Source organism: Paenibacillus sp. ACRSA, assembly GCF_022346845.1.
Lineage (GTDB): Bacteria > Bacillota > Bacilli > Paenibacillales > Paenibacillaceae > Paenibacillus.
In genome coordinates this window covers 333,170-346,270 of the sequence record NZ_JAKRNP010000004.1, presented here as the reverse complement: position 1 = coordinate 346,270, position 13,101 = coordinate 333,170, and the positions used below count along the sequence as shown (strand labels likewise).

The 13,101-nt window shown below is 47.7% G+C and carries 9 protein-coding genes; all 9 read right to left on the bottom strand.

Going from position 1 to position 13,101, the window contains the following annotated elements; genetic code table 11:
• Positions 1 to 20 precede the first annotated feature (20 nt).
• Entirely contained in the window at positions 21 to 851 is an 831-nt protein-coding gene (gene nikC, locus MH215_RS14985; protein ID WP_239291179.1) for a nickel ABC transporter permease subunit NikC, read from the bottom strand.
• On the bottom strand, positions 848 to 1,792 hold the full coding sequence (nikB, locus tag MH215_RS14980; RefSeq protein ID WP_239291177.1) for a nickel ABC transporter permease subunit NikB: 945 nt from the start codon (positions 1,790 to 1,792) through the stop codon (positions 848 to 850). Before nikB ends, nikC begins: the two co-directional genes overlap by 4 nt.
• 42 nt (positions 1,793 to 1,834) lie before the next feature.
• Entirely contained in the window at positions 1,835 to 3,472 is a 1,638-nt protein-coding gene (gene nikA, locus MH215_RS14975; protein WP_239291175.1) for a nickel ABC transporter substrate-binding protein, read from the bottom strand.
• A gap of 205 nt (positions 3,473 to 3,677) precedes the next feature.
• The gene (locus tag MH215_RS14970; RefSeq protein ID WP_239291173.1) at positions 3,678 to 7,622 is read right to left on the bottom strand and encodes a glycosyl hydrolase; all 3,945 of its coding nucleotides are present in this window, start codon (positions 7,620 to 7,622) and stop codon (positions 3,678 to 3,680) included.
• Positions 7,623 to 7,776: 154 nt separating this feature from the next.
• Positions 7,777 to 8,739 carry an acetylxylan esterase gene (locus MH215_RS14965; RefSeq protein ID WP_239291171.1) on the bottom strand — a complete coding sequence of 321 codons (963 nt, stop codon included), beginning with the start codon at positions 8,737 to 8,739 and terminating at the stop codon, positions 7,777 to 7,779.
• Between the two features lie 202 nt (positions 8,740 to 8,941).
• The gene (locus tag MH215_RS14960) at positions 8,942 to 9,883 is read right to left on the bottom strand and encodes a glycoside hydrolase family 113 (protein WP_239291355.1); all 942 of its coding nucleotides are present in this window, start codon (positions 9,881 to 9,883) and stop codon (positions 8,942 to 8,944) included.
• A gap of 34 nt (positions 9,884 to 9,917) precedes the next feature.
• A complete protein-coding gene (locus MH215_RS14955) occupies positions 9,918 to 10,955 on the bottom strand; it encodes a glycoside hydrolase family 130 protein (RefSeq protein WP_239291169.1) in 1,038 nt (345 codons plus the stop codon).
• A 47-nt stretch (positions 10,956 to 11,002) separates the two neighbouring features.
• A complete protein-coding gene (locus MH215_RS14950) occupies positions 11,003 to 11,836 on the bottom strand; it encodes a carbohydrate ABC transporter permease (protein ID WP_239291167.1) in 834 nt (277 codons plus the stop codon).
• A 2-nt stretch (positions 11,837 to 11,838) separates the two neighbouring features.
• On the bottom strand, positions 11,839 to 12,726 hold the full coding sequence (locus MH215_RS14945; RefSeq protein WP_056703492.1) for a carbohydrate ABC transporter permease: 888 nt from the start codon (positions 12,724 to 12,726) through the stop codon (positions 11,839 to 11,841).
• Positions 12,727 to 13,101 lie beyond the last annotated feature (375 nt).

The window sequence follows — 13,101 nt, the reverse complement described above, 5'->3', positions numbered from 1 at the left end:
CCCTCATCAAGCATTCAAACCTACCGTTTCGAAACACCATACTTCTCAGATAATGATTCTCCTAGAATGTTGAAGGTAATGACCACCAACAAGATCAGTGCGCCAGGGTAGATCATTAGCTCTGGATGGCTACGAATATAGCCTGTTCCCTCATGGATCATAGCGCCCCATTCTGCGTTGGGTGGTTGAATACCCAGTCCTAGAAAGGACAGCGCAGATATATCCATAATTGCCCAGCCCATCTCCAGTGTGCCCATGACAACAATGGGACGTTGCACGTTAGGGATAATATGTTTACGGATAATGGTCCACGAAGATGACCCGCTAATACGCGCCGCCGCGATGAAATTCCGTTCCTTGAGACTGACAACCATATTCCGACAGATGCGTGCATAATACACCCACTGTACCAGCATCAATGCGAGTAGAACCTGCATCAGACCAGGGCCGAAGATACCCACAATCCCAAGCACTAGCACCAGGTTTGGAAAAGCCATGATACCTTCACAGAAGCGCATTAACAGACTATCTACCCAGCCGCCTAGGTACCCGGAGATTGAACCTACAATCACACCAATGATTAAAGAAGACAGGAAGATAAGTGTTGCAAAACCTAAAGACACCCGCGCCCCATAGATTAGCCTGGATAGATTGTCCCTTCCGAGGTGATCTGTTCCTAGCCAGTGCTCAAGCGAAGGACTCGCTAGCTTTTGCAGCAGATTCACCTTCACTGGATCATGGGGAGCAATCCAAGGCGCCAATAACGCCACTCCGAAGAAAAATAATATAACCACCGAGCATATCATGATGGCTCTTTGTCCTCTGAACACCGCACGCCATTTGTTTATCAATGTTCTGCCCGTCCTTTCGCCGAAATCCGCGGATCCATATAGAGCTGCACCAGATCAACGAGCAAATTGCATACGATGAACAGACATGCCGCAAAGAAGACATAACACTGGATAACGGGAATGTCCCGGTTAAATATAGCTTCCACGAAATATCGTCCGAATCCAGGCCAAGAAAACACCTGCTCCACAATAATCGTTCCTGTGAGCAGCTTGCCCATATTCATTCCCATCCCTGTAATAAGTGGCGATATGGCAATCTTCAGCACATGCTTCAGCATTATAACCCGTTCACGAATACCGCGTGTTCGCGCATACTGCACATACGTTTCCCCCAACTGCTCCAGTACGCTTGAACGCAACAACCGGGTATACACGGCAATCAGTACCAAAGAGAGCGTAAACGTAGGCAATACTAGATTCTCCCACGATCCCCGTCCCTCCACAGGCAGCCAATCCAGCTTCACAGAGAAAAAGAAAATCAGTAGATAGCCGAGCCAGAATTGCGGGATCGACGCACCGAAATAGGAAATCGCTCGGCTGACCATGTCAATCCAGCTATTCTTGTACACCGCAGCCAGAATCCCTAGCGGTATACTCACTACTGCTGAGAACAACATGCTCCATAAGGCTAATTCAGCCGTCGCTGGAAGCCTCAGTTTCACCTCATCCCAGACAGGTTTGTTCGTTAGATATGAGGTACCGAAGTCCAATTGCACGATTCGCTGAAGCGTGTTGACATATTGCGTGAGCAAAGGCTGATCCAAGCCGAATTCATGCCGCTTCTCTGCGAGTAATTCCGGCGTTGGATAGATATGTGCTGCCGTTAGGTACGCCTCAGCTGGATCAACTGGCGAGATATGAATCAGCGCAAATGTAACAAGTGTAGCGATAATAACGATAGGAATGATCGCGATCATTCGTTTCCCGATATAACCGATCACCAAACCTTCCTCCCTTTTATTAAGCTACATGTTGTTCCCCAATTACTTGCCGTTCAATTCGATCCCTACAAATGGATTCTCATCGCGGTTAGCCGGGAAAATAAAGTTGGAGATCTTCTTCTGATACACCGCTGTTTTCTTAATATAAGAGATCGGTACAATTGCCGATTGCTCCTGAAGTGTTTTCAGGATGGAGCCATAGAGTTCCTGGCGTTTCGTCTCGTCTGTAGATGACAGTGCTGCATGCACTTGGTCGTCCAATTCCTTTTTCATCGGCAATGCACTCAGGGTCTCGGAAATTCCGAATCCAGGGCTCGCCACAACGTTAATGAAGGAATGTGGATCATACGGCGCCCCATAGTTGTACCAGAAATACAGGTCGAAATCGTTAGCTTTCAGACGCTTGATCTGTACGGTCAGTTCCAGCCCAGTAAGGTTAACTTTCACCCCAAGCTCGCTCCATTCAGCCTGAATCGTTTCTCCCATTGCTTTCTGAATCGGGTCTGTTTTGTCAAAAATCATCTCGAATTCAAGCGGCTGACCATCTTTCTCCCGTACTGTACCTCCTGCTGGCAGCTTCCAGCCAGCTTCATCGAGCAATGCTTTGGATTTCTCCACGTCATACGTGATTGGTTCCAGGTCTACATTGGTGTATGGATAGTTTTTGGACAATACCGTATCGGCTGGTTCTTCCAAACCGGAAGTGACTCCTTCAACCATAGCTTTCTTGTTAAAGCCTTGCTGTAGTGCCATCCGTACTCTGACATCAGATAGCTTCGGATTGGAAGAGTTCAGCAACATACTGCGCGTTCCTACCGGGTCAGACAATTGTGTTACATACTCATCGTTATCACGTAACTGTTGGAACGCATCCAGACTGATTACACCTTCACCGTAGATCAGGTCGAGATCGCCTTTTTCAAAGGCAAGTACACGCGTTTCACCGTCAGGAATAATTTTGACTGTAATCTGCTCCACCTTCGGTGCTGTTCCCCAATAATTCGGGTTGCGCTTGAAGACGGCATATTCATCCTGCTTGTAATCAGCCAGCATCCACGGGCCAGTACCTACAGGCTCTTTGATGCCTACGGACGTATCACCATCATCCGGGAATCCGGCTTCGCCTAGGAAGCGGAACGGACGAACTACAGACAAGTCCTGAAGAACAGGGTAGTACGGCTCAGTGAGAGTCATGCGGAAGGTGTTGTCATCCACGACCTCTGTCTTGTCCAAGACGCCTATAATACCTAACCAGCTATGGGTATCTTTATGTTTCATAATCGCATCAAAATTTTTCTTCACGATCTCAGCATTAAATGGCGTACCATCTGAGAACTTCACACCTTGGCGAAGCTTGAATGTATACTCTTTGCCGTCATCGGAGATCGTCCATGACTCCGCGAGAGCAGGTGCCAGTTTACCGTCCTTCTGGTAACTGACCAGTGGCTCATACAGCATGGATTGGGCAAACAATTGCGATGGGTTATACGTATGCGGATTCATCGTACCGATATCACGTGGCCATGACATCGTAATCTCGTTCGCAGAAGCGGCTTGATCCGAACCGGCAGAAGAGGAGTCCGAGCCACTTCCAGTATTACTGCAACCCACGATAACCAGCAGCAACAATAATGTTGTTGCCAGCATGAGGGTAGAAAATTTGCGATGTTGTACAAACATAGTTGGAGAACCCCTTTTCTCTATTTTATGATAATGATTATCATATTCATCCATTAAGAATATTCAGGCGCCTCCCTTTTGTCAACATAATTCGACATCCCTCAGCATATCCTCAAACATGTCAAAGAAACCCTTCCTGCACGAGGAAGAGTTTCTTGATCAGAACCCAGTTATTTTTACCCGAACGAACCTGTACATTTGACTGTTATTTCTTACTTATCGCCCGGATATTATCCGTGTACAACGTACCCGAAACAGGCTGGCTTGGATCAGTGGCATTAATATAGATAGAGAACTCCTGAATGTTCTTGGCCTTAACCGCGTCAAATGTAGCACCCGCATTGACCGTATCCCACGGCGCAGGCTTGAATTCACTGAACGGAATCTCGACCCACCCAGCCTCTGTCCCAGCAAGTGAAGGATACGCCTCGAACGATACACCGCTTGCTTTCACCTGCAATACCAACTTCTGCCCTTTGCCGTCTGGTGCAAGCCACAGTCTCAATGTGTCCCGATCCGACCAGTCCACGCCGTCCATCACACGAGTTACCCCGCCATACCCGGAACTACTCAGCGCATAGTCATACTGTAAACCATACTCCCCTGCACCCTTCTGATCCTGAGTTAGCTTAATTGTAATCTTATCCCCCTGTGCATTAGGGGTGTAGGCATTGCTGAGCGTGGTGTCATTGCCTGCATAACTCTCAAAATCATCCACCAGGTCTTTATCGAAGATAGGCTCTGGCTTCACATGAATCAATTGAATATTATCCACATAGATTGGGCCTGTGTATTGCAAACCACTGCCTACAATCGACAGCATCATGGATGTAGCTGCGGCTGACTTCTCGGGATTATCCAGCACAATTTCGCCGGTATACTTCCCGTAATCTACACCATCCACCGTTACCTTCTCTAGATCGCTTAATGCCACGGCATTGCTGATGTTATACTTCGTATCCCAATCATCTGGCAACGTGGCTGTTGCATAGATTGATGGCGCACTGCTCACACCAGCACTCAGCGGAACATACATATCTAGCGTCACTTTGCTGACATCAGCCAGCTTTACCTTCTGTACGATGGCATCCAGCGTCAGCTTCAGTTCCTGCCAGGTATGTGTTCCATCCTCAATCTTGGCGTTGATCTTCAACATACCACTACCATTGAATTCAGCCTGCTCCACAGAGGTAATCTCCGCCTGGTAGGCCCCGCCACTGGATACCCCATTTGTATCACTATCGAAGGTATACGTATATAATCTGCTCGCATCAAAATTAAAGTTAACGGCAACCTCATCCTGCATCACAATCTTATCGTCTACATACGCCTTCACATGCAGTTTCACACTCTGTTGATCCAACTCTGAATCTGGATGCCATACAGCCGTATAATAGTTGTCTTGCGTCGACAGTGTCATTTCATGCTCTTCCGTCTCCTGCCCCACGGTGTAGACTACTCGATCTGCTGGTTGCCCAAGCACCCGTGCACGTATCGTCACCTCATTCTCCTTAATCTGTTGCTGGTTTAGCGGTGAGACAATATTTAGCTTCGATTCGTTCGGCTGAGTAGATACATTCAGAGTATAGACGGCTTGCAGACGATCATTGAACGCTGTATATGGTGCATTGTACAACCGCACAAAGTCATCTAATAGCTCATGATTACCAAGCCCGCCTGGTGCATTGCGATACGGAACAAAGACCTGCTCGGTTCCAAAGTTTGCCCAAGTCAACATATACGCCATCCGTTTGGCATCGAGATCGGACTCTAGTGCCTTGAGCAGGTTCGTAAACCAAGCTTTATCATGGTTGCCGGAAATTTTCATGCCTTTGGTGCTATACCCGAACTCACTGAGGGTTGCCACTTTGTTTTTGCTATCGGCAATCCTTGAGATCATCGCTGCATCCTGTACCAATTTGGTAAACCATCCTTCTGAGCCCTCTGCTGAACCGTAGATATCGAACCCAAGAATATCCACATAGTCATCACCCGGATATGTCTTCAGGTATTCGCTCTCGTTGCCACTGAAGAACCCATTTGGCGAGAACGCGTACAGGAAGTTATCCACGCCTTTGGTATCTCTTAGATACTCCACGGTATAGCGATATAGCTGCACATACTGCTCCTTCGACGTAAATGCAGCCCCCCACCAGAACCAGTTCCCGTTATTTTCGTGGAATGGACGGAAGATAACAGGGACGTCATTGCCCTGACCATCTGATAACTGATGAGCTAGATCCGCAATCTGATCGAGATAGATGTTATATTCAGCATTTTTATCCCCACCAGGTAAAATGTGAGATACCACCGAACCGCTCGTATCATAGAAGTCATTACCTGTCACAAAATTTTTCATATGTGCACTGAGGGTTACAATACCACCTCGCTCATATGCCTTCTTCATAACTGCCGCAAGCTTGGCTGTGTTCTCTTCTGGGCTGGCGTCCAATGATCCTGGCTTCTCATTCCCTTCCAGACTCAATGTATCCCAGCCGAATACCGCAGGAAACGCACCTACATCGTTAAACACATCCGATTGTGTACCATCCTTCGCTGTAATGGTTACCCCTTCTGTTGTAGCATGTTGTTGTCCGAATAAAATGGCTTCGCCGCGCACATTGTTCAAGTAAGCAAACAATGATTTGGTAGCTGGGGAAGCCTGTTCATCCACCAGCTTCACTGGGCTCAGGTCAAAAGTAGATGTATCAATCGGCGTTTGATTATGATCAGGCGTGACACCCGAACCTGGATTAGAAGGATTCGTTGGATTGGTTGGCGTCGTTGTGCCACCGCCTGAATTACCCCCGGTATTACCATTCGAGCCGCCGCCACTTCCACCCCCATTGCTAGGGTTACTTACCCCACCACTACCGTTTCCACTCTTAGCCGTACCATTACTGCTGCCATTGCTACTGTTATTTACGCTTCCTGAAGCTGTCCCTGTATCCGAACCGCCCTGTGCCAGCCATGTATCTTGCGTGACAGCCTTCCCATTCAGAAGCACGCCGTCAGCCTGGATATCCACCTTACTTACCTTGCCCGTTCCCGTTACAGAGGTACCCTTCGATTCCTTGGTCATATGCAACTCTCCCACACTGGAACCACTATCCAGTTGTAATGTAGTACGTGCCGATAGCTTAGCGGAGCGTACTACCGTTCCCGAACCTAACGAAACGGTTGCTGGACGCTCCACTTGAAGTTGTCCTGTTGTCGTGGTACCTGTAAGCTCAAGTCGCACCTCACCCTCACGACGATCAACGAAAATATTATCCAAAGCGGAATCCGTAACGGTTACAGAGTGCGTACCTCCACCCTGAATGTAAGTGGCACCCTTGACCGCAACCTCGGATAGATCAACATCTCCTTCACGAACGCCCGGAGCAATATATAGATTGCCGTTAATGACGACATCACTCAGTTTGATCCCATTTTGGTTGATAACCACATTACCTTGGATCACTCGACCTGCTGATGTATCCATCGAATTAATCACGGGTGCCAACTCATCCAACCAGGACAGCATTTCAGCTCGGGTCAGCGCACCTTCCGGTTTAAATGATCCATCAGGATATCCTTCAATAACACCGGATAAGACACGAACCGATTCACGGGCATAGCTGCGGATATCCGACTCATCCAAGAAAGACGTAGATGAGTCTGTTCCTTCTGCTACCTTCTCCAGTCCAAAGGCACGAACAAGTAACACCGCTGCATCTTCACGGGTAATCTCCTTGTCAGGCTTGGCTGTATTATTAGGGTATCCCTTGTAATATCCTGCTTCACGGGCGATAGACAGAGCGGAAGCATACCAGTTACCTGCTTGCACATCCGCAAAGGGCTCTTCTTGATCCAAGACGTAATACCCGAAGATGGTATTGATAGCGTTTACAAATTCACTCCTGCTAACATGCTGATCCGGTCGAAATGAACCATCCGGGTACCCACTGACCCATCCTGCGGTTAACCATTTATTGATTAGTGGCTCAGCCCAATGTCCTGACCATTCCGCAGCGGACTGCACTGTATTTACACGGTTACCACCAACCGCCTCACCCTCTACGTTCACATCTGCAAATGCAGGTAATGCTGTTGATCCAAGTAATACTACACTAAGTGCTGTACGCATAACGACCTGTGCCTTCTTCATCGCTCTATCTCCTCCTCGGTTGTGGTGCACGAATACTGCTGATCTTATTATGAAAAACTCCTCTGTTCTGCTGGTCTGGAGAGACACATCGGAAATCGAGCAATACCATTTAGAACTTAGATCCCGTCTATTCTCCAGACAACAGAACAATCACCTACAGATCCAGGAACGCCTGCAACGTTCGATCAGATAAACGCGGAATATACTCATGACCATACTCGTGATAAACAAGCAGCTCCTTGGATGATTGAATCCGGTTGTACACGGCAAACTGAGTGGACGGTGGACAGATCGTGTCTGCAAGCCCAGTTACGAACAGCACCTTAGCCTGAATTCGTTCTACCAGATTAGAGATGTCGATATACCCGAGTCTGGAGAAGATAGCATCCTCCCGCTCATGATTTGGGTCAAATAACCGGAAATAATACACCAGCTCTTCATAAGCTGAACTTGCGGCGCCTAGCTCCCAGGCATGTCGATAATCCGATAAAAAAGGATATACTGGCACCGCCAACTTCACGCGCGGTTCAAGGGATGCACAAGCTGTGGCTAATGCCCCACCTTGAGAACAGCCATACACACCTACACGTTCTTCATCAACGTGTTCCATGGACATCAGAATGCGTACCGTCTGCACTGTATCGAGGAAAACATTACGGAAATACAGCTTATCCGGATTAGGATCATCGATGCCCCGGATGATGTGTCCACGAATGGTTGTGCCCTTTACTTGCAGGTTGTCCTCGGAAAGCCCGCCCTGTCCACGGCAGTCCAAAGCGAGTACCGTGATGCCATGGGCAGCGTAAGCAATCTTGTCGAACCAATCGCCGCTATCACTGGAATATCCGTGAAACATACCCATGGCTTGCCCTTTGGCATCAGCGGATGCAGCCATAGGCCGAACCAGCTTACCATGTATGCGTGCGCCTCCTACACCTGTGAAATACAGGTGGAAGCACTCTGCAAGCGGTGATGTAATGTCCGCGGGCACCAGTTCATATTCAAGCGATTGCGCATCTAGCTCCGCGAGCGCACGGCTCCAATAAGCATCGAAATCATCCGGTTTCGGACTGCTTCCGTTGTATTTTTTCAATTGTTCTAACGTTGTCTCACCCATCTGTTCCTCTCCATTCATATAAGTACATGTTCATAAGCAAACTTCTTGAAATACCTCTATAAGCGTAAAGAAAAGACGCATATGAGGATATCGCTGAGATTCATCTTCACATACGCCTTCCACTTGCACTCTAACTCTATACTTCCATTCTGTAATTCTGTCATGATCGTTCAGAACATTAGTCATGTTTCAATTCACATGCTCACACCTGCGTAGGAATTCCTTGATAAAATTGCTGGATCACCCGCTCTGCCGGCTTGCCATACACGCCATAACCATCATCAGTCAAGGCGTCCTTCTCTGCATATAAATGTGCGCTCCAATCCCACAGACCGAATCCGCGTACCCAATGGCGCTGACTCACATGCCGGAACATAGCCTCATAGAATCGCGACTGTTCTTCGCTACTCACTTCACCTTCAAGTCCCCAATCATTCGGCACCTGTGCCGAGCCACTACGGCTGGGGCATCCAGCTTCTGCGAAGAAGAAAGGTTTGCCATAAGGAGCAATCTGTCGTTCGATACGATCGAGCTGTGCCTCCCAATCCCCGATGGGATAGTAACCACTGGAGGAGATCACGTCCACGGCATCCCACCATTTCACATGACCTTCCTGATATTTGTCCGTGTTGTACGACACTGGGCCTGTATACACCTCGCGTACAGCTGCAATGACATCACGCCACTCCTGATCTCGACGCTCAGACTGCACCATCTCGCAGCCAACGATGAACATCTCACACTTCTCCTGCTCTGCAATGGCTGCATAGTGCTGCTGAAATGCAGTGTAACTACGGAACCAATCCTTCCATTTCGGCTCACAAGGCACATCGATATCAAAAAAATTAATATGCGCACGCCATGTACCGTCCGTACAGTTAACCGTTGGCTTCAGAATGACCTGCAACCCTAGGGTGCGGGCATATCGAATCATATCGACTAATTCGTCATCCTCGACCAGATGGTCACCTCGATACTTCACCTCCACAGCTTGTGGATGATCCTGATGTGCCGCTAGTGCAAAAATAACATGTGAACTGCCTGTTCGCTCAGCCAGTAGACGCAAGGACTCTTTGGCTTCCGGCTTACGAAAAGCTCCCTTGCCACTCATCCAACCAAATGTAAATCCCTTGATGTAATCCATATGCATTGCTAAGGTAAAGCCCCTTTCATGTCAATTACAGCTTGCCTTCCTCACGATCTCCAGCGATAACTTCATCCGTCTCAATCACATAGTTCACAATCTCATCGACAGTTGTGTAAGCTACGCCAACATATGTATCGGCTGCACCATAATAGATTGCGATACGTCCAGTTTCGGCGTCATGTAAAGTTGCGCACGGGAAGACAACATTATCAACAAAACCCTGTTCCTCATACCATTGCTCTGGAGTTAACACGAAGTTAGATGAACGATATTTAACTTTGGACGGCTCATCCAAATCCAGAATCACCGCACCCATGCTATATACAAAGCCATTGCAAGTTCCCGTTACACCATGGTAGAACATCAGCCAGCCTTCAGACGTCTCAATCGGTGCAGGCCCGCCGCCGATCTTGACTGATTGCCACCAACCTTGGCCGCCCTTGCTCATGACGTGACGATGTTTGCCCCAATATACGAGATCCGGACTTTCGCTAAGGAAAATATCTCCGAACGGTGTATGTCCACTATCACTTGGTCTGGACAGCATCACATAGTTATCATTGATTTTCCGCGGGAACAGCACACCATTGCGGTTGAACGGCAGCATCGGATTTTCCAGACGTACAAACGTTTTGAAATCGTCAGTCTTCGCGAGTCCCAGAGCAGCGCCGTAGAAATCTGTACACCAGATGATGTAATACGTATCCTCTACCTTCACCAGACGTGGATCATAGGCATAGTTCGGCATGAACGGATTACCGTCCTCATCGACAAAAGCAATGCGTTCCTCTTCAATTGTCCATGACAATCCGTCTTCACTTGAGCCCATATGCAGATGAGGGCGACCATTAATGGTCTCAGCGCGGAATACACCGATGAACTTCCCTTCATATGGAACCACAGCACTGTTGAAAATACGGGCAACACCCTTCACCGGATTCCGCGGTATAACCGGATTCGCCGAGTGTCTCCACACCGGTGCATCCAGGCCCTCCGGTTTTTCCTCCCACGGCATGTTTGGCAAAGCATCCCCAACAATGTGTACCTTTTTCGTTTCAGCAACTGTCATTTCTCATTTCTCCCTTCAGATTCTATTTCAGCATTCATTCACGATTTTTATTTAACTGAACCTTGCGCGAAGCCGTTGTAGATGTATTTCTGGAGCATCAGGAAGATGATCATGGTTGGAACAATGGCGATCATAATACCGGCGCTAATAACCTCCCACTGTGATCCGAAGGGCCCTTTGAACTTGAACAAGGCGGTGGATATAACCTGCAAACTGTCCTTCGGCATATACAGGAACGGTGTATAGAAGTCGTTGTAGATGTTTACACCTTTTACGATGATGACCGTGACAATAGCCGGTTTCAGCAGTGGCAGAATGATTCTCCAATAGATTGTGAAGTATGAAGCCCCGTCCAGCATCGCGGATTCATCGAGTGAGTTGGATATGGAGCCCAGGAATTGCAGGAAGATGTATACGGCAATGATATCTGTACCCAGATACATCACAATGGCTGCCCAGCGTGTATTGAACAGGTCGAGTGCGTTAATGATCTGGAACGTGGCGACTTGTGTCGTTACGCTTGGAATCAGGGTAGCCAGCAGGAATGCAGCAACCATAATTTTTTTGCCCTTAAATTTGAATCGATCCAGTACATACGCAATCATGGAGCCGGTTAAGGTTGCACCCACAATCGAGATGAGAAGGATAATAATTGTATTTTTGAAACCAACGAGCATATTGCCATCCACAAACGCTCTGGAATAGTTGGCAAAGTTCAGCCAGTCGGCTGGCGGTGTAAGCGGGCTGGTAGTCGCATATTCAGCATTGGTCTTGAGGGATGCGAACAGGATCACCACGATGGGCAGAAGCGCAATAAACGCTGCGAGAATTAACGAAGCATACTTAACGATGCTTGCAAGTGTGTATTTGAATTGGTGCACGTTTATTCATCTCCTTTCATGGTGACACGCTGAACGAGCGTAACGAGAATAACGATCAGAAGCAGCACAACGGCCATGGCTGATGCGAGTCCCAGTTTGCCGTACTTAAAGGCCAGATGAACCGTCTGAATCACAAAGGTCATACTGCCATTTGAACCATCAGTCATAATATATGGAATATCGAACGCACTGATTGCGCCGCTAATCGCCAAAATCAGATTGAGCTGCAGGATGCGAGTAATACTCGGCAGGATAATATGGCGGAACTGTTGCCAACGGTTGGCACCGTCAATATCCGATGCTTCGTATACATCTTTCGGGATGGAAGAGATGGCACCCAGGAAAATAATAAAGTTGAATCCCATGTATCTCCATACGGATGCACCTGCGAGAGATACGTTAATGATGTTCGGATTACCGAGCCATAGCTGGGTGTATTGTCCAAGTCCAACGGCTTGCATTATGGTATCGAGTGTACCGTCCGGTTTGAAGAAGAACAGGAAGATGAATCCGATCGCAACACCATTTAATAAGTAAGGGAAGAATAAAATACCTTTGAAGAAGTTTTTACCACGAACTTTGAAACTTAGTATCGTTGCAAAATAAAGCGCCAGACCCATCTGTACAAACGTGGCTACGAAATAGTACAGGCTGACAATAAATACTTTAAAGTACTCGGGGTCTTTGAAAATTCGGGTATAGTTCTCAAAACCGACGTAGTCAAATCGTTTACTGTATCCATTCCAGTCCGTAAAGCTGTACTTGAACATGTTGATAACAGGCAAGTAGGCAAACGTGAACAACAGTGCCAGTGGAATGATTGAGAAGGCACATATAATAAATATGCGTTGCGCTGAGTAGCCCCAGTTGGATAACTTCAAGTATTTCATTCTCTCCACACCTCCAAGCGGTTCTACCGCTTTGTATCAAAAACTCTCTATAATATGCGGAATAACTGCGGGGAGCAGTTTATAGAAAAACAACCTTCAAGTTTCTCGGTGCCTATCCTTAACCGTATACTCCCCACAGTACATCTGCTACTCTTACACTTGCCTCCGTCTAAGTGCGCGTTCAAAAAGGGCGGTTTTCAGTACCGAGAAGATGGGATGAAGATAGAAATGGAGTAGCGGAGCGTAGATTAAGCTACGTGAGCAACTACATTGTTTCCGCTGGAAACAAACTACGTAAGCATCCGACTTATTTCGGCTGAATCCCATATTCGACGCTGAGATGCCGCAAGGCATCCTTCGTAATCAAAAGCGGAC